Origin of the sequence: Nocardioides sp. NPDC087217, assembly GCF_044744805.1 — a bacterium.
GTDB lineage: Bacteria > Actinomycetota > Actinomycetes > Propionibacteriales > Nocardioidaceae > Nocardioides.
The window spans coordinates 1-22,739 of the sequence record NZ_JBIUZB010000011.1; the positions used below are offsets into that span (position 1 = coordinate 1).

18 protein-coding genes are annotated in these 22,739 nt (G+C 68.8%); 11 read left to right on the plus strand and 7 right to left on the minus strand.

The genetic code is table 11. From position 1 onward, the window contains the following. Positions 1 to 249 precede the first annotated feature (249 nt). Positions 250 to 1,761, plus strand: coding sequence for a phospholipid carrier-dependent glycosyltransferase (locus ACIO3S_RS27885; protein WP_400469667.1), 1,512 nt, complete (start codon positions 250 to 252; stop codon positions 1,759 to 1,761). Here ACIO3S_RS27885 and ACIO3S_RS27890 read toward each other — a convergent pair. From ACIO3S_RS27890 to ACIO3S_RS27915, 6 genes are all read right to left on the minus strand, one after another. Continuing rightward, a complete protein-coding gene (locus ACIO3S_RS27890) occupies positions 1,703 to 2,674 on the minus strand; it encodes a hypothetical protein (protein WP_400469670.1) in 972 nt (323 codons plus the stop codon). The genes ACIO3S_RS27885 and ACIO3S_RS27890 overlap by 59 nt on opposite strands. Further along, a complete protein-coding gene (locus tag ACIO3S_RS27895) occupies positions 2,671 to 3,759 on the minus strand; it encodes a glycosyltransferase family 2 protein (RefSeq protein WP_400469672.1) in 1,089 nt (362 codons plus the stop codon). The genes ACIO3S_RS27890 and ACIO3S_RS27895 overlap by 4 nt, the downstream gene beginning before the upstream one ends. A gap of 170 nt (positions 3,760 to 3,929) precedes the next feature. Beyond that, a complete protein-coding gene (locus ACIO3S_RS27900; protein ID WP_400469675.1) occupies positions 3,930 to 4,754 on the minus strand; it encodes an enoyl-CoA hydratase in 825 nt (274 codons plus the stop codon). A gap of 162 nt (positions 4,755 to 4,916) precedes the next feature. Continuing rightward, complete coding sequence (locus ACIO3S_RS27905) at positions 4,917 to 7,697, minus strand: YfhO family protein (RefSeq protein WP_400469678.1); 2,781 nt, start codon at positions 7,695 to 7,697, stop codon at positions 4,917 to 4,919. A gap of 106 nt (positions 7,698 to 7,803) precedes the next feature. Then, positions 7,804 to 8,595, minus strand: a complete 792-nt coding sequence (locus tag ACIO3S_RS27910; protein WP_400469681.1) for a methyltransferase domain-containing protein — start codon at positions 8,593 to 8,595, stop codon at positions 7,804 to 7,806. After that, on the minus strand, positions 8,583 to 9,689 hold the full coding sequence (locus ACIO3S_RS27915; protein ID WP_400469684.1) for a glycosyltransferase: 1,107 nt from the start codon (positions 9,687 to 9,689) through the stop codon (positions 8,583 to 8,585). The genes ACIO3S_RS27910 and ACIO3S_RS27915 overlap by 13 nt, the downstream gene beginning before the upstream one ends. A gap of 94 nt (positions 9,690 to 9,783) precedes the next feature. Here ACIO3S_RS27915 and ACIO3S_RS27920 point away from each other — a divergent pair, with 94 nt between their 5' ends. The 8 genes from ACIO3S_RS27920 (at position 9,784) to ACIO3S_RS27955 (ending at position 17,017) form a co-directional block, all read left to right on the plus strand. Continuing rightward, complete coding sequence (locus tag ACIO3S_RS27920) at positions 9,784 to 10,803, plus strand: lysylphosphatidylglycerol synthase domain-containing protein (RefSeq protein WP_400469687.1); 1,020 nt, start codon at positions 9,784 to 9,786, stop codon at positions 10,801 to 10,803. Then, complete coding sequence (locus ACIO3S_RS27925; protein WP_400469690.1) at positions 10,755 to 12,134, plus strand: ArnT family glycosyltransferase; 1,380 nt, start codon at positions 10,755 to 10,757, stop codon at positions 12,132 to 12,134. Before ACIO3S_RS27920 ends, ACIO3S_RS27925 begins: the two co-directional genes overlap by 49 nt. Before the next feature lie 41 nt (positions 12,135 to 12,175). Next, positions 12,176 to 12,730, plus strand: coding sequence for a YceD family protein (locus tag ACIO3S_RS27930; RefSeq protein WP_160024528.1), 555 nt, complete (start codon positions 12,176 to 12,178; stop codon positions 12,728 to 12,730). Between the two features lie 66 nt (positions 12,731 to 12,796). After that, positions 12,797 to 12,982 (plus strand): 50S ribosomal protein L32, encoded by a 186-nt coding sequence (rpmF, locus tag ACIO3S_RS27935; protein ID WP_008358292.1) that lies wholly within the window; start codon positions 12,797 to 12,799, stop codon positions 12,980 to 12,982. 20 nt (positions 12,983 to 13,002) lie between these two features. Continuing rightward, a complete protein-coding gene (gene rnc / locus ACIO3S_RS27940) occupies positions 13,003 to 13,701 on the plus strand; it encodes a ribonuclease III (protein ID WP_160029025.1) in 699 nt (232 codons plus the stop codon). 9 nt (positions 13,702 to 13,710) lie between these two features. After that, positions 13,711 to 14,577, plus strand: coding sequence for a bifunctional DNA-formamidopyrimidine glycosylase/DNA-(apurinic or apyrimidinic site) lyase (mutM, locus tag ACIO3S_RS27945; protein WP_400469695.1), 867 nt, complete (start codon positions 13,711 to 13,713; stop codon positions 14,575 to 14,577). 393 nt (positions 14,578 to 14,970) lie between these two features. Beyond that, positions 14,971 to 16,128: a glycosyltransferase family 2 protein gene (locus ACIO3S_RS27950; protein ID WP_400469698.1), complete on the plus strand. Its 1,158-nt coding sequence runs from the start codon at positions 14,971 to 14,973 to the stop codon at positions 16,126 to 16,128. Between the two features lie 85 nt (positions 16,129 to 16,213). Further along, positions 16,214 to 17,017 (plus strand): DUF6576 domain-containing protein, encoded by an 804-nt coding sequence (locus tag ACIO3S_RS27955; protein ID WP_400469701.1) that lies wholly within the window; start codon positions 16,214 to 16,216, stop codon positions 17,015 to 17,017. Between the two features lie 14 nt (positions 17,018 to 17,031). Here ACIO3S_RS27955 and ACIO3S_RS27960 read toward each other — a convergent pair whose 3' ends face one another. Further along, positions 17,032 to 18,417: a glycosyltransferase family 2 protein gene (locus ACIO3S_RS27960; RefSeq protein ID WP_400469704.1), complete on the minus strand. Its 1,386-nt coding sequence runs from the start codon at positions 18,415 to 18,417 to the stop codon at positions 17,032 to 17,034. Positions 18,418 to 18,530: 113 nt separating this feature from the next. Here ACIO3S_RS27960 and ACIO3S_RS27965 point away from each other — a divergent pair, with 113 nt between their 5' ends. Together ACIO3S_RS27965 and ACIO3S_RS27970 are read left to right on the plus strand one after the other, a co-directional pair. Beyond that, complete coding sequence (locus ACIO3S_RS27965; RefSeq protein WP_400469707.1) at positions 18,531 to 22,424, plus strand: glycosyltransferase; 3,894 nt, start codon at positions 18,531 to 18,533, stop codon at positions 22,422 to 22,424. Between the two features lie 81 nt (positions 22,425 to 22,505). Next, on the plus strand, positions 22,506 to 22,703 hold the full coding sequence (locus ACIO3S_RS27970) for a hypothetical protein (RefSeq protein WP_160024522.1): 198 nt from the start codon (positions 22,506 to 22,508) through the stop codon (positions 22,701 to 22,703). The last annotated feature ends 36 nt before the right edge of the window (positions 22,704 to 22,739 follow it).

Genomic DNA, 22,739 nt, shown 5'->3' on the forward strand with positions numbered 1-22,739 from the left:
AGGACCGCGAAGCGGCCGGCGTAGCCGGCGGCCGCAGGCCGTCCTTGACTCCGGGGCAGGTCGAGAACACTCTCGAAGAACGGGTCGGCGGCCCAAGACCAACCCCGCACAACAGCCGAAAAACACAAGAACAACCCCGCGTACGCCCGAAGACCCGAGCCACCCAAAGACACGCACCAAGAGCAGGAGATCACCACAGAACCGACATAGGCTCACCAAAAGCCCGCAAAGCCCATCCGAAGGTCCCGAATGCTCCACTCCACACACGAGGACCGCACCGACGTACGTCTTCCAAGACGGCTGCTGGCGGCGATGGTGCTGATGGCGTTCTTCGCGCTGAGCCTGAGCAGCTACGTCGCCCTGACCCGGGCGCTGCAGTACCAGACCCGCGACGAGGGGCCGAACGCCGGCTACGCGGTGGAGCTCGCCTCCGGACGGCTGCCGACGATCGACACGCCCGTGACGACCGATGCCCGTCGGTATCCCCAGGTCGTCGAGGGGCTGGAAACCATGGTGGACGAGCCGCACCGCCACATCTGGACCGCCAACCATCCTCCGCTCTACTACCTGATGTCGCTGCCGTTCGTGGCCGCGGCCGGGGCTCTCGACGCACCGCAGGTGATGATCGTCGGGATGCGCCTCATCAATGCCGTCGGCTCCGCGCTGTGCGTACTGCTGGTGGGCCTGATCGCCTTCGAGGTGACCCGGCGGGCGGCGGTCGCGTTCCTGGCCACCGGGATCAGCGCCTCGTGTGCCGTACTGGTGACCGCCGGCGGGCACATCGCCAACGACGGGGTCGCGGTCGCGGCGTCATCGCTGACCCTGCTGGCCACGATCCGGATCCTGAACCGCGGCCTGTCGCCGGGGCGCCTGACACTGGTCGCGCTGGCCGGGGCCGCTGCGGCAGGGGCGAAGGCGCCTGGGGTCCTGACCGTCGTCCTGTGCGGTGCAGCCATCGCGGTGGCTCTGCTGCTGAGGGACCACTCGCGTCGCGGCGTGAGCCGGGCTCTGGGGGCCTCGGCCGTGGCCACCGGCGTTCCCGCGCTCGCCACCGGGTGGTTCTACGTCCGCAACATCGTCCTCTACGGCGACCCGACCGCCTCCGAGGCACTGCTGGACAAGTTCGACCGGGAGCCGAACGGCACCTGGTGGCAGGTCGTGACGGACGGCTCGCTCTGGGCGGACTGGTACGAGCGACTGTGGGCGCCGCTGCTCGCCGAGGGATACGCGACGGGCGCCGACGTGCTCGCCGTCGTCGCGGTGCTCGGCCTTCTTGTCCTGCTCGCCCGCCGCAGCACCACCCGACCGACGGACGAGCCCTCGTCGGCGGCCGGATGGCTGCTGCTCACGGCCCACGCGGCGCTCGTCCTGGCGAACCTGGTCGGCTTCGTCGCGGGCGGCGGGAACCCGAACGACCGCTACCTGATGCCGCTCATGCCGCTGCTGGCCACGGCGCTCGCGGTCGGCATCATGGCGATCGTCGACCTGATCCCGGCCGGCTCACGCGAGTCACGGAGCCGGCTCGCGGCGGCCGTGATCACGCTCGTGCTGGGCGTCTACGCCCTGCTGATCTTCGACTGGTTCGTCACCTCGGCCACCTACGCCGGCCGACTTCCGAACTCCGAGTCCCGAGGAGCCGAGCTCATGGTCGCCGCGGGCGTGGTGTGCGGTGTGCTTGCGGTCTGCCTCGCGGCCTGGCCGGTCAGGACGTACGCCGACCGACAATCGCCCCCAGAGCAGCCAGCAGCACGTCGGCGATGAGCAGGAGGACACGGGAGGCGAGCGCCACGGTGAGCGCCTCGGGGACCCCGATGATCGGGCCGAGGGTGAGGGCGAGCAGCCCCTCACGGATCCCCGCGCCGGCCGGCGCCGGGATGAACGCGATCCCCGCGGCCCACGCCAGGGCCATCCCACCGGTCGCGGCCGCGACCTCGAGCAGCCCGATCGAGGCGTACGACTGCATCATCACGGCCAGGTGGAGGCCGAAGGCGACCCAGGCGAGCACCGCCCAGCCGATCGCGGTGAAGAGTCCCCGCGCGGTGAGGCGTACGTTGAGGGGTTCCCGGCCGAGCCGGGCGAAGAGCCAGTCGAGCACGCCCGGGACGACACGCGGGTGCAGGCAGACGGCCAGCGGCACCAGCAGAAGCAGCAGCCACCAATAGCGGTCGAGGCCCTCGGACGACGACCAGGGGAGCAGGAGCGCGCCCATGCCGATGCCGCTGGCGACGACGACGCCCATGAAGAGGATGTTGGCGCCGAGCATCGTCCGGCGCGCGACGCCCCAGCGCAGCCCGAACTGCATCTGCGCGACGACCGGCCACACCGAGCCGGGCAGGTACTTGCCCAGCTGGGAGACGTAGAAGACCGAGTGGGAGTCGCGCAGCGACGGCCGGATACCCATGCCGTGCAGGAGAGCGACCCAGGTCTGGCCGATCAGCATGGTGCCGACGATCGCCAGGACCCCGGCGATCGCGACGCGGCCGAGGCTCAGCTCCTGGACCGCGATGGCCAGGTCGGCACGCTGACGCCAGACCAGATACGCGCCGCCGAGCACGACGGCGAGGGCGAGCCCGATCTTGAGCAGCCGCTTCTTCAGACTGGGCCTCGCGGGGCTGGGGGTAGCCGACGACCCGGCCCCCGTGGCGGAGACCGGGTCGGAGTGGGTCGTCGTCACAGGCTGGTCGTCCACGTCTCGCCGGACTGGGCAGATGACTTGCTCGCGCGCGGGGTGTGCGGCAGGTCGAACTCGGCGACCGAGGTCTGGTCGCGGAGCATCTCGGTGCCAGACTTGCCGAAGCGAGCCTTCTTGGTGTGCTCCAGGTCGTCCTCGATGAGCACTCGGTTGGTGCGGATCAGGTCGGAGATCACGCCGAGCATCGCGGACATGAAGGCCAGGTTGATCAGTACGCCACCGAGCAGCAGCGACTGGATGTGGTTGCCGTTGTCGCCGCTCAGCCACAGCACGAGGTAGCGGAAGAACGGGATCGCCCCGAGGACGAAGAAGAAGGCGGTGAGCCAGACGAAGATGGCGTACGGCTTGTACATCATGTAGGAGCGCACGATCGCAGCTCCCGACTTCATGATGTGCTCCGGCATCGACTTGAACAGCCGCGACTCACGCGTCTTGGCGTTGGTCTCGATCGGCACCGAGGCGATCTTCATTCGCTTGTTGCCCGCCTGGATGATCGTCTCCATGCAGTAGGAGAAGCGGGTCACGGTGTTGAGCAGCATCAGCGACTCGCGCGAGTAGGCGCGGAAGCCGCTGGCCGCGTCGGGCAGATCGGTCTCGGCGGCCATGTTGACCACCTTGGAGCCGACCTTCTGCAGCTTCTTCTTCAGCCCGGAGAAGTGCTCGATCCGGTCGACCTGCCGGTCGCCGATGACGATGTCGGCCTGGCCGTGGATGATCGGCTGGACCAGGTCGGCGATGCGGTCCTGCGGGTACTGGTTGTCGCCGTCGGTGTTGACCACGATGTCGGCGCCCAGCTCGAGCGCGCGAACGACCCCGTCGTGGAAGGAACGGCCCAGCCCCTGGTTGCGGGAGTGGTGCACGAATTCGCGCACGCCGTGCTCCTTGGCCACCTCGACCGTCCGGTCCGTGCACCCGTCGTCGACGATCAGGATCACGATCTCGTCGATTCCGGGGATCTGCTTCGGAATCGACTCCAGCACGGACGGGAGCGTCTCCTCCTCGTTGAGGCAGGGGACTTGAACGACAAGCTTCACAGGGACCTCAGGGCAAGTAGTGGGACCGAACACAGAATTCGGGGCAGATGAGGGGCTTCTGAACTGCCACATTACCGCGTGGATTCCGCGGCCCGACGGCCCCTCGCGGGTGTCATCCGGCGTATGTGCTAAGGCAACCTGGTGTTCAACACCGGTCTACGCCGTGTCCGCTCCGTCGCCCGCGAGCCGGGTAGCTCGGTGGGCTAGGGACGGTCCTGAGGTCGGGGCAGGTCGTCGCGGAAGCGAGCCGGCCGCCCCTCCTTGCGGGCGCGCGTGGCCTCCTCGAAGTTGTCGGTGAGCAGGCGTAGGTAGAGCTGGCCGATGCCCTCGATCGGCATGTAGCTCTCCATCGAACCGGCTGCGATCCCGGCATGGAGCGACTTCTTGGTCAGCTCGATGCCCGGCTGGGAGAGCTCCGCGATCCGCGTCCCGATCGCGACGGCCTCCTCGAGCACCGGGTCGGCCAGGCGCGAGACGAGCCCGATGCGGGCTGCCTCCTCAGCGCTCAGGTCGCGGCCGGTGAACATCAGATCCGCCGCGTGGCTGGAGCCGACCGCCCGCGGCAGCAGATAGCTGAGCCCGAGCTCGCTCGCGGTGAGGCCGTTGTTGATACCGGCCGCACGGAAGTACGCCGCGGTGGAGGCGATCCGGATGTCGCAGGCGAGAGTCAGGCAGAGCCCGCCACCGATGGTCGCACCGTTGACCGCTGCGATGACCGGTTGGTGGAGGCGGCGGATCGTCCCGATCACGTCCTCCAGGAGATCCAGCGACCGCAACGCGTAGCCCGGTCGGGCGAGCCCCTCGGTGTGCGGTGGCCGCCCGGCCGACTCCTGGTCCGCGCCTGCACAGAACGCACGGCCGGCGCCGGTGATCACGATCGCCCGGACGCTGTTGTCGTGGCCGATCTCGACCAGCTGGTCGCGCACCGGCACCATCACGTCGAACGACATGGCGTTCATCCGTTCGGGACGGTCCAGGGTGAGGACGGCGACGCCGTCGGCCGGGCGGTCGACCGTCACGTACGGCATGGTCAGCTCACCTTCTCGCCGCAGGGGCGTCGGAGATCTCCCGGCCATCCAGCTCGGCGTAGGTGTGGCGCACCTCGCCGGCGATCTGAACAGCCATGAGCGAGACCTTGGTACGTCCGCGGACCGGTGTCACGCCCGCGGTGTCGCTGGGTGGAACGCGTTCTAGATGATGGTGTCCTGAGGGGTCACGGGGTCGTTCCTCCTTCGCCGCCACCTGCGGAACACGGTCGGGATGAACAGGAGGGCAAGAAGTCCGAGAACGCCGACTGCGGAGATCACCGCCCCAGCGCGCAGGCCGGGCGCGTCATAACGGAGGGTGACCGTGTGGGTTCCGTCCGGGACGGGCACGGCGGCGAAGGCATGGTTGCCGGCGACCAGCTCCACGGGTCGGCCGTCGACTGTCGCCGACCAGCCCGGGCGGGCGATCGAGTCGGCGACGACCAGGTAGCCGGCTCCGTCCGCGGTGACCTCGGCCGAGATCGTCTCGGCCTCGTCGCGACGTACGTCCACCTCGGCGGTCGAGCCGGACGCAGCCGGCGTCGAGTCGTCGTCGAGGAGCACCGTGCCGGGGGCGACGCCCTCGGTCAGCCGTCGCACCCGCGTGGGACCGTCCGTCACGACCTCGCTGGTCCCTGCCCAGCGGATCCGGGGAAGTGCGCTCGCGCGCTCGTAGACGACCGCGCCGGCCGAGGCGTGGACCACCCGCAGGCCGTCGCCCTTCTCCGGACGGACCGCCGTGCAGACTGCGGAACCGTCGGTGCGGCCGGCCAGTTGGACAGGCTTCCGCTTCCCCGTGAACGAGATGGTGACCGGCACCGGACCGGACGCGAAGCGGTGGTCGGGGATCGCGACGCGCAGCCTCTCCCCGCGCTTGAGCGGCCGGTTCACGGCGATGGCCCGCTCGGAGGTGACCTTCTCGGCGCCGGCTCCGACGCTCACCCGCACGACCGTCGGCGTCTGCGCCCGCGGCTTCAGGCCATCGGGCACGGTGATCTCGATCCCACGCAGGTCGCCCTGCGGGACCTGGCAGATCGCCTGCTGGCCGGGCATCACGGTGAGCGGCTGCCGTTGCGCGCCCGGCACCGGTGTCGGCGAGGAGACCCCGATGACCTCCATCGGCTGGGTCACCCAGTAGCGGACCGAGAGCTGGTCGAGCACCGGTTGGCGCCCCGGAGTGGGCACGTTGGCGGGGAAGTCGCTGTAGGTCGGGGACAGCTGGGCGTCCGGGCTGACCGCGGCGATCAGCGCCTTCCACTCCGCCGAGGTGAACTCATGGCCCGTCGGCGTACGCAGTCGGTAGTGGTCGGCGACGGCCGAGTGCTCCCAGCTCGAGGCGCCGTACCGCTCCTCTCCGAGGTTCTTCTTCAGGAACTCGTGGGCCGGCGTGACCGGGTAGAACTCGTCACGGTCGGTGAGCGGCAGCACCTCGCGCGCGAACATCGTGCTCTGCGCGAGCACCGCCAGCACGAGCACCAGCGGGCCCAGCAGCCGCAGCCGGCCCCGCAGCAGCAGCGTCGCCGCCACCGCGACGACCGAGACCACTCCCAGCAGCGCCGGCACCCGCAGCTTCGCGGCGACATCGGGGATCGGCCGCGGCGCGCCGTCGATGTAGACGTACGCCGCGTACAGGAAGTACGCCGCCACCCCGGCGGCCGCCAGCAGCACGACCAGCGAGACCACCAGACGCGGACGCCACGACCGACCCTCCTCATCGGCAGACCGCGACACCTCGGCCCGCTGGACGAGGCGCTCCAGCCCGATCCCGGCCAGCACCGCACACAGGAACCCGAAGATCGAGTTCGCCCGCCCGAAGCTGTTGGAGCTGTAGCCGGGCAGCTTCTGCAGCAGTTCGAGCGGCAGCCCGCCGATCCACAGCAGCCAGACGACGGCGGCCAGTACGACCGCGAGCAGGGCGGGCGTCGAGGGGCGGCGGCCGCCGGGGAGCCTGACGACCAGGGCGCACAGGACCAGGATCAGCGCCGCGACGCCGATGAAGGAGATCGACTCGATCGGGTTGTCCTCGCCGAACCAGAGCCCGTCGACGCAGGTGCCGTAGACGTCAGGGGCCACCGTCGTCAGCACGAGACTGGCCGGCTTGACCTGGTTGGGGACCCGCCCGTCGAGCCCGAGAGCGCTCATGTTGAGCGCGAAGGGGAGCACCTGGACCGCGGAGAGCGCGACCCCGAGCCCGACCCCGCCGGCGGCGATGCCGCCCGCGACCAGCGTGCGCCGCACGTCCCGCAGCGCCAGCGCCCGGACGACCACGTAGATCCCGCCCAGGGTCAGCGCGAACATCGTCACCGCCGGGAACCCGCCGAGCAGCATCGCGGCGACCACCAGACCGACGGCGGCCAGGTCGCGCGCGCCGCGCTCCCGCACCGCACGATCCAGAGCCCACAGCAGCAGCGGGATCAGGCAGGCGACCTTGGTGTGCGGCCAGTTGGTCCACATCATCATGAAACCGGAGGTGAAGAAGACCAGGCCGGCGACCAGCGCGATGCTGCGCCGCACCCCGAGCCGGCCGAGGAACAGCACCATCCCGGCCAGCACCAGGACCAGCTCGGTCAGCTTCACCCAGGCCGGCGCCAGCCACAGAGGCATCACCCAGTAGGGCCACGAGACCGGGCTCAGCACCGCATGGTTCGGCAGCGAGGCCAGCGGCGCACCGCCCACCTCGTAGGGTGCCCAGGTCTGCCAGTTGCCGTGGCGTACGCCCTCGACGATGTTCTGGACACCGGGCAGGTAGTAGTCCCACGTGTCCCCGCGGCACCACAGCGTCCCTTGCGGGATCGGGCCGTCGGCGGCGTACGGCATCATCGCGTGCAGCCATCCGGTGTCCAGCAGCATGCCCTGACCCACGAGCGCGGGACCGAAGGTCACCGCGACGAAGAGGACGAGAAGTGCCAGGACGACGCCTGAGCGCCACCGATCGGATCCAGTCACAACAGGGGAGGGCACAAGCCGAAAATCTATGAGTAGTCGGGAACCGGCGCCGGTAGCGCGCGCGGTAGGTCGTTCAAGTTGTCTTTCAGGCGTTCCGGCCGGCGGGTCAGTCGAGCTTGGTCGCGACGGCCACCAGCCCGGTGCCGGTGTCGGGCCGTAGCCGCTGCAGGGCCATGAACGGGCTGGTCGCGAGGGCGATGGCGGCCCCCTTGAGCTGACCGCTGGGCTGGAACGTACGCCCGGTCGCCCGGGTGAGCTCCTCGGGTGTGAGGTCGCCCACCTTCTCCAGCTTCCGGGCGTCGATCCGGTTGCGGACCGCCTCCAGGGCGTAGCCGAGCGGCCAGCCGTAGACGGTGATGTCGACCTCGCCCAGACCGGCCTCCTCCAACCGCTCGGTGAGCTCGGAGGGGCTGTAGCGACGGAAGTGCCCGGCATGCCGGTCCATCGGCCCGAACCGCTCCTGGAAGGCCGGCACCGAGAGCACCAGCTGCCCGCCGGGGCGGATGTGGGTGACCCACTCGGCCAGCGCCCCCTTGTCGTCCTCGATGTGCTCGAGCACCTCGAAGGCGCAGACCATGTCGTACGTCCTCTCCGAGTCCAGCTCGGAGGACATCGCGTTGAGCACCGTGCCGCCCATGCAGGTGATCCGCTCGTACGCCACCGCGAACGAGTCCGCGTCCGGCTCGACGCCGAGATAGTCGGCGCGCATCGCCAGGCGTGCGCCGAACGCACCCTGGCCGCAGCCGATCTCCAGCGCTGTCCTCGGAGCCAGCCGGTCGATGATCCGGCTGACGACGTCGTAGCGGAGCCAGGCGCGGGGTGCGAGCGGCGGCAGCGGGCGGTCGGTGGCGGTGAGCGACATCGGGGTCCTGGGTCGGGTCGGGTTCAGGTCAGACATTCGAGGATGGGGGAGGCGACGGCCCGCGGGGTGTAGTGCTCGCGGGCCTGCTCGTAGGCGGCCTCGCGCAGGCGCTGGGCCTCGTCGGGGTCGTCGGCGAGCTTGGTCAGGGCCGAGGCGAGCTCCTCCGGGCTGCCGGGGGAGACCAGCATGGCCGCGCTCTCCAGCATCCGCCGCTGGGGCGCGGTGTCGGAGGTGACGACGACCGCGCCGGCGGCGGCGCCCTGGAACGCCTTGTTGGGCACCACCCGGCGTGCCTGCGGGACGGTGCCGAAGATGCCGAGGCTCACGTCGAACCCGGCGACGAAGTCGGGCAGGTCCTCGGCGTCGACCCAGTCGACCCAGGAGACGCGCGGGTTGCCGGCCGCGAGGCGCCGCGCCTCCTCGTACTGCTGGCCCTGGCCCACCATCGTCACCTCGATCCGCTCGTCGTCGGCGAGGATGTCGAGGGCGTCGGCGATCACCGGGGCGCCGTGGGTGGGGGAGAAGAGGCCGACGAAGACAGCCTTCAGCGGCTCCTCGGTCGGCCGCTCGAGCGCCCGGGCGCCCGCGTCGAACCACTCCTTGGTGGCACCCACCGGGCACACGACCGAGTGCCGGCGTACGTCCTCGGGCAGTCCCTCCTGCTGCTCGACCGTGTCCACGATGACCACGTCGGCCTGCTTCAGCGCCATCGCGTCGATCGCCTTCATCAGGCGCAGCTTCAACCCGCCGGATCCGGCCAGCCGCCGGTTGGTGGCCACCCCGGCGGCCGAGACCATGTGGTCGAGCAGGATGGTCGAACGCGGATGGAGGAGACGGGCCAGGTGCACGTCGAAATGGCCCAGATAGCCGATCAGGACGGCGTCGGGACGCCCGCGCCGACGGCGACGGATCGACTCGGCGACGAGGGCGCTCCAGCAGGTCAGCAGGCGCAGCACGAGCAGCGGCAGACGCCACGGTTGTCGCAGGATCGCCACCCTCGCCGCGGTGTCCAGGCCGAGTGGCCGGTTGACCTCGGTGACCTCCGCGCCACAGGCGCGTAAGCCCTCGATGAGTACCGCGACCCGCGGATGGGAGGCCACGTCGTAGGTGCCGAAGGCGACGATGTGCATCACCTCAACGTTAGGGTCGTGATCAAGGAAAGATCGAGCAGCACACCCCGCATCTGAGATGTCGGCACCCGAAAAGTGCTGCCAAGGAGGACCCGTGGGCCGAGGTTGGACGAAGGCGGTGCCGCTCAAGGCGGTGGTCGTCGCGGTCGTCGTCCTGGTGGCGGCGTACGCGATCCACCGCAACTGGAACGCCCTCGTGCGGGGCTTCGAGGAGCTGCCGCTGTGGGTGCTCGGGGTCGCCTTGCTGCTGACCGTGCTCGCCCAGGGCGTGGCGCTGTTGATGTGGCGGGTGGTGCTGGCCGATCTCGGCTCGCCGCTGCCGCTGGTGCCCGCAGCCAGGATCTTCTACGTCAGCCAGCTGGGGAAGTACCTGCCCGGCTCGGTGTGGACGATCGTCGGCCAGATGGAGCTCGCCCGTGCCGAGCGGGTGCCGCGGCGTACGTCCCTGACCCAGGGTGTTCTCGTGCTGGCGATCGCGGTCGGCGCGGGGGTGATGGTCTCGGTGCTGCTGATGCCGTTCCTCGGGCAGGAGACGTTCGCGCGCTACTGGTGGGCGGTTCTGCTCCTCCCGCTGATCCTGGTCGCACTGCATCCGCCGGTCTTCGCGAAGGTGGCCGACACCGGGCTGCGGCTGGTGCGACGCGAGCCGCTCGAGGTACTGCCGACCTGGCGGGGGATCGGCACGGCGCTGGCGCTGCAGGGCGTGGTCTGGCTCCTGCTCGGCCTCCAGATCTGGGTGGTCGTGGTCGGCCTGGGCGGCGACCCGCTGCCCTCGTTGCTGGCCAGCGTCGGCGGTTATGCGCTCGGGTTCAGCCTGGGCATGGCCGCGATCGGGCTCCCGGCCGGCGCCGGGCTGCGCGAGGCCGTCCTGGTCGTGGCCCTCTCCGGCGTACTCTCGCCCGGGCTGGCGCTGCTGGTCGCCCTGCTGGCCCGTGGGATCGCCGTGCTGGCCGACGTCGTCGTCGCCCTCGTCGCCGCCTTCCTGACCCGTCGCGCCGGCGACCTTCCAACACCTGCCCCAACATCTGCCCCGTCACCAGCCAACGAACCACTCGGGAGACGTCTGTGCCCACCGCACGGCCCACCGCACCACAGCTCTGGACCGCCGGCCTGATCGCCAACCTCATCACCTGCGCCGGCGTGTGTGCCGGCTATGCGCTCTCCTCGCCGCTCTACGGCACCAAGGACGAGGTGGCTCATGTCGACCACGCCTACCAGCTCTGGCACGGCACCCTGATCAGCATCGGCGACCCGATGCGGATGCCGCAGATCTGGGGCTACACGCTGCCCTTCGACTGGACCGGCCAGCATCCACCGCTCTTCTACCTGCTGCTGGCCCCCGTGGTCGGTCCGCTCACCGATGCCGGCCACCTGCTCGCCGCCGGGATGGCGGCCCGCGGCATCGCCCTCGTGATCACCTGCCTGGTCGTGGCCGCGGTGATGTGGACGACGCGCCAGATCGTGCCCAGCCGCCCCGAGGTGTCGGTCGCGGCCGGCCTGGTCACCGCGCTCAGCCCGGCCCTGACCAGGCTCGGCGGCGTCGTCTTCAACGACAACCTGTTCGTGCTGTGGGCCACCCTCCTGGTCGGCCAGACCGTCTGGCTGCTCCGCCACGGGCCCCGGACCGGCGGGCTGGTGCTCTTCGGTCTGTACGCCGCGGCCGCCCTCGGCACCCGGCTCCCCGGCGTCGTCTTCATCGGCCTGTGCGCGACGACCCTCGGCCTGGTCTGGCTGTTCGGCCCGCGCCGCGACTGGACGGGCATCCTGCGTCTGGGGGTCGCCGTGCTCCTCGCCGTCGCCGTCAACGCGTGGTTCTACATCCGCAACTTCCGTGCCACCGGCAACTGGTCCGGCATGCAGACCGACCTCGTCGGCAAGCCCGGCGGCCCCCTGCAGGAACGGGAGGTACGCCCCGTGCTCGACGTCGCCACCGACCCCGACATCTGGCGCCAGCTGCTGATCCCGCCGGCGCTCCAGGAGCATGTCGCGATCGGGGTCGTGATCACCCTCGCCCCGCTCGTGCTCGGGTTGGTCGTCGGCCTCCGCGCGTTCTCCCGGCCGCGGCGGGAGCCCGTCCGGGTGGCGACGGCGCTGCTGCTGCTCGCCCTGACCGTGGTCGTCGTCGGGATCCAGCTCAACTACGCGGCTGGTGGTGGGGGAGCGTACTGGCGCTATCTGATCCCGCTCACCGTCGTGACCAGCCTGCTCACCGCGCTCGGGCTCACCGTCACGCCACGCCTGGCGGGGCCGGCGGTCGCGGTCTGGGCTGCGGCGGCTTTCGCGGTCTTCGCCGCCCACATCGCTCCGCCGAACCCAGCCGGCGGCGACCTGGCCACCGCACCGGTCTTCCAGTCGGGGGCCTGGGTCGCGACGGGCATCGCCGGTGTCGCGTGCGTGGCCGGTGTGGTGACCGTCCTTTTGGTCGCCGTCGTCCGGTCCCGGTAAGATCTCATCTGATCTGTCGTGCCCTCATCCGGAAGTGAAACATGACTGCCCTGGACCCGAGAGCGCCGCTCGTGCTCGATACACGCGAGCTCGGCCGCCGCCCGGGGTCCGAGCGTCACGTGGAGCTGACGGTGCCGGCGCCGGCGGATCTTGGTATCGAAGTCCTCTCTGTCCCCGAGGGTTCGCCGGTCGAGTTCGACCTGCGGCTCGAGGCGGTCATGGAGGGTGTGCTGGTCACGGGGACGGCTTTCGCTGTCCTCGAGGGCGAGTGCGTGCGGTGCCTGGAGCCGATCGAGGACGAAGCCGAGGTCGACATCCAGGAGCTGTACGTCTACGACGACTCTCGTGACGGCCAGGCGCCTGATGAGGACGACGAGACCAGTCGGACCGAGGGCGATCTGATCGACCTCGAGCCGGTGCTCAGGGATGCGGTGGTGCTCGCGCTGCCGTTCCAGCCGATGTGCCAGGACGACTGTCCGGGACTGTGCCCCGAGTGTGGGGCGCGGCTCGCGGACGATCCCGGGCACGACCACGGCGACAAGGTCGACCCGCGCTGGGCGGGGCTGGCTTCGCTGAAAGATGAGCCCAGCAACTAGAGTTCGCCAGTAACTAGGCTTCAGTAGCCGGTCGAGATCCGACCGGCCGAATAAGAGGAGAAAACAGTGGCTGTCCCGAAGCGGAAGATGTCGCGCAGCAACACCCGCCACCGCCGCTCGGCCTGGAAGGCCGTTGCGCCGACCCTGGTGACGTGCGCGAACCCCGCCTGCGGCGCCAAGCACATCCCGCACCGTGCGTGCGGCGAGTGCGGCCAGTACGGCGCTCGCGCCGAGCGTCGCCAGGTCCTCTGATCTGACACGCGGTTAGTCTCCTGACCAACTACGCCGAGCTTCGCAAAGCGCTCGGGGATCCGATCCTGGACCCCGAGCTGCTTGAGCGTTCGCTGACACACCGGTCCTACGCCTACGAGAACGGTGGCCTGCCCACCAACGAGCGCCTGGAGTTCCTGGGCGACTCGGTGCTCGGCGTCGTGGTCACCGAGACCCTCTATCGCACCCACCCAGACCTGCCCGAGGGCAAGCTGGCCAAGCTGCGGGCGGCAGTTGTGAACGCCCGCGCCCTGGCCGAGGTCGGTCAGGCCATCGGCCTCGGCCAGCACATCAAGCTGGGCCGTGGCGAGGAGGCCACCGGCGGGCGCGAGAAGGCGTCGATCGTCTCCGACACCGTGGAAGCGGTGATCGGAGCGGTCCACCTCTCCGGTGGCATCGAGGTCTCCACCGTCCTCGTCCACCGACTCTTCGACCCTCTCATCGAGGCGGCCTCCGACCTCGGTGCCGGGCTCGACTGGAAGACCTCGCTGCAGGAGCTCGCCGCCGAGCGTGCCCTCGGTGTGCCCGAATACGTCATCACCGACGAGGGCCCCGACCACATGAAGACCTTCACCGCGAAGGTCCGGGTCGGCGAGCAGCTCTACGGCAACGGCGTCGGCCGCTCCAAGAAGGAGGCCGAGCAGGCCGCCGCGGAGACGGCCTACGGCGAGATCCAGGCCTCCGCATCCTCCTCGGCCTGAGGTCAGTCGTTGCCTGAGCTCCCCGAGGTCGAGGTCGTACGCGCCGGCCTCGAGCGTCACGTACTCGGCGCGAGGATCCTCGCCGTCGAGGTCCTGCATCCCAGGCCCGTACGCCGCCACCTCGCTGGTGCCTCGGCCTTCGCCGAGGAGCTGAGGGGGCGCGTGCTCGTCGGCGCCCGCCGCCGCGGCAAGTACCTGTGGCTGCCGCTGGACTCCGGTGACGCCCTCATGGCCCACCTCGGGATGAGCGGCCAGATCCTCGTCCAGCCGCCCGAGTCGCCCGACGAACGGCACCTGCGCGTCCGCATCCGCCTCGAAGGAGCCGCGGAGGGTCGCGAGCTCCGCTTCGTCGACCAGCGCATGTTCGGCGGCCTCTCGATCAGCCCCGGGGGAGCCGAGCTCCCGCCCGAGATCGTCCACATCGCCCCCGACCCGCTCGAGACTGCCTTCGACGCGGAGGCGGTCGTCCGGCGGGTCCGGCGATCGGCCAGCGGCATCAAGCGGATCCTGCTCAACCAGACCGTGATCAGCGGTGTCGGCAACATCTACGCCGACGAGGCGCTCTGGCGCGCCAAGCTGCACGGCGAACGGCCGGGGGACCGGCTGACCGGCCCGAAGGTGCGCGAGCTGCTCGGCCACGTACGCGACGTGATGACCGAGGCGCTGGCCCAGGGCGGCACCTCCTTCGACGCGCTCTACGTCAACGTGAACGGCGAGTCGGGCTACTTCGAGCGGTCGCTCGCGGCGTACGGACGTGAGGGCGAGCCCTGCGACCGGTGTGGTGCCCCGATGCGCCGCACCGCCTTCATGAACCGCTCCTCCTACTTCTGCCCCACCTGCCAGCCGGCACCTCGACCCCGGCGAATCCCGGGGTAGATAGTCCATCTGGACTATTCCTCAAGGCCCCTTCGGGTCACCCGAATATTGCGGCCGTGTGACAGTTCCGACGATCCTCAGCGTTGGTTAAGGAAACCGGATTCCCGTGGGTTAATCTCTGGTGCGTTCGTCCTGGGTTCAGCAGACGAGCACCGCCTTGTTCGGGATGGCGGTATAGCCGGGTGGCGACGTGGTCATCCGGATCTCGGGGAAGACAATCCACGGCCCACCCCTACCGGCACAGGCGTGCACCACGCTCCCTGCCAGCGGTTGGTCAACAGCTCGACAAGGACAACAGGTGGCTCCCCACAAGCTCCCGGAAGGACGCCCGACTGTGAGAGTTGCTCGGGGGTGACCGGCTGGAGGAAGCTGAGCGAAGCCGGAGTCCGTCGGGTGAGGGACCTGGCAGGGTTCAGGCCGACGCTCAGTGTGGTCGTACCGGTCTACAACGTGGCGGAGTACGTCGAGAAGAGCCTACGAAGCATCCTGGACCAGCCACGAAGCGAGATCTCGAAGCTCGAGGTGATCGTGGTCGACGACGGTTCGACCGACGGGTCGGCGCAGATCCTGCGGCGACTGGCCGCGGAGGAGCCCTGCGTCACGGTCATCACCCAGCCGAACTCGGGGGTGTCGCGAGCGCGTCACACCGGGATCGACGCAGCGACAGGAGAGCTGCTGACGTTCGTCGACCCCGACGACATCCTGCCGCATGATGCATGGTCGGCGATGGTGCGGTCGCTGCGGCGAACGGGCTCGGACTTCGCGGTCGGTGCGGCGGAGCGGGTCGCGGTCGAGGGCGGTGTGGAGCGCAGGTTCATGACGCCGCTGATGCGCCGCAACCACGCGGAGGAACGGCTCAGGTGCCGGATCGAGGACGCGCCGCTGATGCTCGCCGACATCTTCGTGTGGAACAAGATCTTCCGGCGGTCGTTCTGGACGGAGAACGCGATCGCCTTCCCCGAGCGCACTCGCTACCAGGACCAGGTCGCGCTCACCCAGGTGTTCCTCGCCGCTGACTCCTTCGATGTCATGACGGAGATCGTCTACGACTGGCAGGTCCGCTCCGATCGGTCCTCGGCGACGCAGAAGCGTGCACAGATCGCGAACCTCGTCGAGCGGATCGACACCAAGCGCCAGACGATCGACCTCGTACGCGCCGCCGGCTCGGCGAAGCTCATGGAGACCCTGCTCGTCGAGGTCCTGCCGATCGACATGTGGGAGCACTTCCGCGCGGCGGTCCACCCCGACACCGAGGACCCGAGCCGCTACTGGAAGCTGCTGCGCGGCGCCGTCCTTGAGTTCTGGTACGACGCCGGGGTGCCGTTCGAGAACACGGCGGTTCCACGTGCTCAACGGCTGATGGCGTGGCTGGTCGCCCAGGACCGTGCCGAGGACCTCACCGCGCTGATCGCGATGATCGACAGGTACGGCGCGCGAGCGGCCTTTCGGCAGCATCCGTGGCGCAACGATCCGGCGCTTCCCCCGGATCTGGGCAACATCGAGGATGTCGGTGGGAGTGCCCTGCTGACGCGGCAACCAATGCGTGGATAGGCTCGGCCCCGTGCGAGAACGTTTCCGGTTGACCCCAGGCGGTCGTTACCCCCACGAGCCTTGGTTCCACATCGGTTCATTGGGGGTGACCACGACGTGGCTCGTGGTCTTCGCGAGCATCGTTGGGCTGATCCTCTTCGCCGTGATGGGCGGGCAGGGCGTGCTGGCCGGGCTGGCCCTGATCCAGCCCAACCTCGCCGAGCTCAAGCTGTGGACGCTGTTCACCTGGCCGTTCGCCTACCCGCAGTTCAGCATCTTCGACGTCCTGGCGATCTTCTTCTTCTGGTACTTCGGCTCCGACCTCGAGCGCAACGAGCTCGGCCGGGTCCGGTTCGCCTGGATGCTGGTGGCGTTCACCGCGGTGCTCTCGTTCCTGACCGTCGTCTTCGGTGCGGTGCTGGACCCGTCCTACCTCCTCGCCGGTCTCGGGATGCTGGAGATGATGGTGGTGCTGCTGTGGATCGCGCAGTGGCCCGACCGGATGTTCATGTTCAACATCCCGGCCTGGCTCTTCGGCGTGATCCTCGTCGGCATCCAACTGATCCAGTACCTCGGCTACCGCAGCTGGGTGATGCTGCTCGTCTTCGTCGTCGGCCTCGCCGTCAACGCCTTCGTGGCGCGCCAGTTCGGCCTGCTCGACCGGTTCCCCTGGATCCCGCAGGTCGCCGGCGGTCCGGGGCAGCCGAGGGCGGCCAAGCCCGCCAAGGCCAAGAAGCGCAAGTCGGGCCCGACCGTCGTCACCGGTCCCTGGGAGTCCTCGACCGTCTCCAAGGACGACCAGCGGATGGACGAGCTCCTCGAGAAGATCCACGCCGAGGGCGCCGACTCGCTGACCAGCAAGGAGAAGAAGGAGCTCATGCAGCTGCGTGAGCGCCGCCGCCGCGGCTGAGAGCCAGGCGTCTGTCAGTGCCGCGCGAGACGCGCCAGCAGGCTCCGCCTCGGGGCGGCGGTCTGCTCGACGGGCGTGACCTCCGCTGCCGCCTCGACGATCTGCTGGATGCGCGCCCGTACGGATGCGACGTCTTCCAACTGCTCGGCGAGCACGGCGAGCTCGGCAGCCTTGAAACGCTTCGTCGGGATGCCGGCTTCTTGCATACGCTTGGCGGCCTGGAGGCGTTCGACCAGGTCGGCATCGTCGATGGCGTGGTCAGCGTCAGTCACGACGTCGTCGAGGTAGGCCCTTCGGGTGATGCGCACCAGGGCTGCGTTGTTATGGGGCGCGGTCTGGTGGCACAGGGTGACGAACTCCTCGTGCCCGAAGGCCGTCAAGAGCTCCCGCAGGCGCTCCGGGCTCTCTTCGGCCACGATGGCCGCAGCTTCCCACCTGTCCGCGATGATGAACCGGTAGGTCAGCCTCTCCGTCTGGTTGATCGCCTTGAGGGATGACTCGGGAGCATGCTTCAGCAGGACAGCGGTCAGCTCGCGCGCCGCAGCGTAGGCCGGATCGGTGGCGCCGCCTCGGGCGAGGACCGGTCGGATGTGATGCCACACGTCGTGGCCGAGGATGCCCTCGAAGTACTTCGTGGCCACCTGGTCGTCGCCGTAGGCCTCGATGGCCTCGATGCAGCCGAGCTCCTGAGCCAAGTGCTCGGCGAGAGCGTCGGGCGCTGAGCGCTGCGAGGTCATCGAGCTGCGGCCGACCCGCTTGCGATAGCCGTAGACCACGTCCGGGATGACGTCGAACGCGAGGGCACAGTAGGCGTCCGTCATCACCCGGATGTCGTTGGAGCGCTTCGAATCGGCAAACGCAAGACCGAGCGTGTTCCAGCTCGCCCGCTTGAACACGCGGTTCCAGCAGACCCGGTCTCGGATGAAGTCCGGTTCAGAGGCGAGCGTGACACCGACACGGACCGCGCCATAGAGCGGAAGGTTCGTCTGCCGCGTCCACGCCTTGCTCGGGGTGAAGGTCATGTAGTTGCCCACGACCATCTCCGCACCCGTGCTGCGCGCTTGACCCACCAGGCGCTCGTAGGCGTAGGTGGGGACGATGTCGTCGCCATCGGCGAACGCGAGGTATTCGCCCCTGGCCATGGCGATCCCCTGGTTGCGCGCTGCCGCCCCACCGCTGCCGGTAGCAGATCGCAGGACGACGCGCGGGTCTTCGACCTGCGCGAGCCGGTTCAACGTGTCATCGGTCGAGCCATCGTCGATGACGATGAGCTCGAGGTCGTCGAGGCTCTGAGCAAGCACCGAGTCGACCGCTGCGGCGATCCAGTCGCCGACATCGCGTACGGCCATGACGACTGAGATGGTGGGGTTCTTCGGGCGTGGGGGCGCGACACGAGGCACGAGAAATGCTTCCGGATTCGATTTTTACTGATTGCGAACGGTGTGCCGGTTTGACCTTACAATTGCGGCGCCCAATTACATCACAGCAAGAGTTCAAGGTCCCCCACGTCGCTATGAACCCGCACCAGCCCGCCTCGCCGCTTCCCACGGTGAGTGTGATCGTTCCTGTCTACAACGTTGAGCGTTGGCTGCGTGCCTGTCTCGAGTCGATCACCCTCCAGGAGTACGCCGCGTGGGACGCGGTCATCGTGATCGACGGTTCACCAGATGATTCCGAGGCGATCGCCCGTGAATACGCGGCCCGTGACTCTCGGTTCTCGGTGGTGGTCGTGGCCAACGGCGGCCTGGGCTCGGCGCGCAACGTCGGCCTCGCACACGCGACGGGGGAGTACGTCTTCTTTCTCGACTCCGACGACGTCTTGGTCGAAGGTGCTCTCGGGTCGCTGATGGCGGCCGCGGTTGCCGATGACGCCGACATCGTGGCGGGCGCTGGCGAGGACATCTACCAAGATGGCCGCTCGGGCGCCTATTGGACGCAGACGAGCAGCCTCTATCGTCACGGAGCCTCTGGATTCCATGTGGAGGAGCGCCCTGAGTTCCTCGAAGACCACGTGGTGTGGAACAAGGTCTACCGCCGATCGCTGATCGACGCCAGCGGTGTCACCTTCCCCGATCGTGCGCACTGCGAGGACCTCGTGTTCTCAGCGACGGTCGCAACCGCCGCAGAGCGCATCTCCGTGGTGCCTCAGCTCGTCTACCGGCACCGGCGCCACGGCGCCGCGATCTCCGCGGACTATCTTCGCGAGCCCACCTTCGGCGACTGGATCGACCAGAGCGGCACAGCGCTCAGGGTGCTGCGCGAGCGGCTCTCTGGCGAGAGGGCAGATCGTCATGTACGTCACTTCGTGCGGACGCAATGGGAGAGCCGGGCGCGCTCGATCCGAGTCCTCGACGACGCACAGGTAGCGACACTGGAACGGTTCACAGCCGAGCTGATCGATCTGCATGGCACCGTGGTGCCCGACGAGCCAGGTGCGCTGATGCCCTTCCTGGCTGCAGGTGGGGCTTCGCGTCGCTGGCCAGAGTCGGAAGACCTGCCACGCCAACCGTTCACGGACACCGTCGACGGGGTCGTGCAGGTCCTCGACCTGCTCGAGAGGCTCGATCCGGAGGTGGAGGTGGAGCGAGGCCTGATCAGCGACTGGATCGTACGCCGTGTGATCAGGCCCTTGGCCCAGGGTGCCGCGGCTTCCTCGGCGGAACGCGACAAGCTCCTCCCTCGGATCGAGAAGCTCATCGCCGCGGTCGGCACGGATGCCGTCCAGCACTGGAGCCGCCGCTCGTTCGACGGTGACGCGACGTCAGCGGTCACCTATCTGCTCGTCGACGAAGAGTCCGCGAAGTTCGAAGTCCAGTCAGCCACGGGCCGCGACGACGGCCTGGTCCTGCGTGGAGTGGCTTCGCTGGGAAGGGGAAGCGACGACCTCGAGAACCTCGTGCTGGTCCTGCGCGCCAGGGGTGGCTCGAAGGAGCGGGTCGTGCCGGCATTTCGAGCCGGTGTCCATCGGGCCGGTGCACCGATCCGCTGGCAGGCTGTCATCCCCGTCGATGAGGACTACCTCGGTGACACATGGCAGACAGTGATGCGGATGACCCGCACCGGACGACCGTCGCGCGATGTCAAGGTCGCGGTCACGGATGGAGTGCCCGGCAGATACTCCTGGGACCTTCCCGGCAGGCGGGTCCGGCTTCTCGTGCATCGCACTCGTCATCTCGAATTCCTGCTCCAGCCGGTGAAAGGAGCTCGCGGCAAGAACCAGGGGACCGCGACGACAGGGACGTCCGCTGAGCCATCAGCCAAACGTGTCTTGACCTTCCCCGCGTGGCAGGACAATCCGTACATCAACCTCCTCACCTTGGAGGCCCGCGCTCGTGGCTACGAGATGGCCGGGAAGACCTGGGCCGGAGAGCTCATCACGGATCTGCGCAGGCCCTGGTCGGGCGGTGTCATCCACCTGCACTGGCCCTCGCCCGTAACCGAGAACTGTGCCTCGGTCGATGAGGCCGAGCAGGCGGTCACCGAGCTCCTCGATGCGTTGGCTCAGGCAAAGGCTCACGGCCGGCCGATTCTCTGGACGGTTCACAACGAGCTTCCCCATGACACCGCCTTCCACGCGGCGGCCGTCCGGCTTCACCAAGGCATCGCCGACCTGGCCGATGTCGTTCATGTGATGAACTCCCAGACGGTCCAGGTCGTTGCGGACGCCTACCGGATCCATCCGGCGAAGGTCATCCACATCCCACACCCGAGCTATGCCGGGGTCTACGGCAGCAGCCTGCCCAAGGCCGAGGCGCGCGAGGCCATCGGTGCCGGCTCAGACACCACCGGCGTGCTCTTCCTCGGGCAGATCCGGCCGTACAAGGGCATCAACAGCCTGTTCGATGCGGTCGCGTTGGCCGCTGCTTCGGTCGATGGCCTCGAGATGCTGCTCGCCGGTAAGACCAGTGTCGATCTCACCGAGCGTCTCGACGCTCTTGCGGACGCAGGCGTCGCGGTGACTTCCCATCTCGACTTCGTGCCGGACGAGGAGATATCCGACTGGTTCTCCGCGGCCGACGTGATGGTGCTCCCCTATGAGAAGGTCCTCAACTCGGGCAGCCTGCACCTCGCGGCGACCTATGGTGTCCCGGTCGTGATCCCTGATGAGCCCCACCTGCGTGCCGACTTCGGCCACGAGCCGTGGGTTCGGTTCTTCGACCCCGGTGACGCGGCCGCGTCGATCGCCGAGATTCTCGAGTCCCGTTGGTTCGAGGCCGAAGCGGTAGCACAGGCGGCGCTGGCCTTCAGCCGGCGCTTGGCACCAGCAGGGATCTCTCGCAGCTATGCCGACCTCATCGACCGCCTGTACGCCGGCCGGGCCGCTGTCGAGCCCACCCCGATCCCCACGCCAGAGCCGATCGTGCGCATCGATCGCGTCGCCCCTCTGGTGCTTGCTGCTGACGCGCCCGTGAAGCGGACGCCCCCGCGCCCCGAGCACATGCGCCAAGCCGACTACCTCGAGAAGTTCGATGACACCACCGTCTTCTACGACGTCTTCGAGGATCACGGGGATGTCGTTCTCGTCGGGCCTCCGCTGCTGAACCTCGAGCTCGATGTGCCCAGCGGCAGTGTCGTACGTGACTTCAAGAAGGTCCTTCGGGCGCGCGTGGATCTCACCCAGGCCGACGCGGTACGGGCCGCAGGCCTCGAGGTCACCCCGGTCGGCCACTCGGACCTCGGTCTCTTCCGCGGCCGCCGAGTGCTGATGACCATGTCCAAGGACAACGATCCGTCCTGGATTCGTGACTGGGCGACCTACTACGCCCAGGTGCATGGCACCGACGCCGTCCTCGTCTACGACAACGGGTCGACCTATGGCCCCGAGGCCGTGCGCGAGGCACTGACCGGCATCGAGGGGATCGAGATCGCCGTCGTGGTCGACTGGCCCTTCAAGTACGGCCCGCAGGCTGGCTCTGGGGTGTACTGGGACTCGGACTTCTGCCAGTCCGGTGGCTTCGAGCATGCTCGGCAGAAGTATCTCGGGCTGGCCGCCGGGGTAATCAACGCCGACGTCGATGAGCTGGTCGTCTCCGAGCGGTCGATCTATGAGCTGGCCGACGAGCACGGCGCCGTGGAGTACGGGGGTGTGTGGATCGCGGGTGCCCGTGAGGACCATGACGGTCTGGTCTATTCGAACTACCCGTTCCTCGAGGCGGACGCCCCCGCCTGCCCGACCAAGTGGACCGTAGTTCCCTCGAAGCTGCCTGACACAGCCTGGTTCGGTGTCCACTCGGTGTTCGAGGCGCAGCCCACGCATCTCGACACGGTCAGCTACCGGCACTTCCGCGCCGTCGCCACCAGTTGGAAGTACAACCGAGGAGAGACCGAGGTCAACGCGGCCGGTGACGAACGTGACCAGGATATGGCAAAGGTCCTGGCTGGTTTCTCTGTCGGGACGCGGCATTGACGCAAGGCACCTAGGGGTGCCACCCTTGTAGACGGCCCGATAGTTCGGGAACTTCTATGATTCCAGCGAAGGAACGTATTCATGGCGAAGGCGCTGATCGGCTACATGAGCAGCGACCTGCGGACTCCCGCACATCTCACCGCCGAGAATGCTCGGCTGCGTGCGCGTGTGCGTGAGCTTGAGGATCTGGTTCTCTCTCTGAAGACGGAGAACGACGCGCTGGTCGCGGCACACACCGCCGACCTCGACTCCTCGATGCAGGAGATGCAGCCCGCCTGAGCGGGTAGCTCTGTCAACACCACGAGCGAGTCGTCC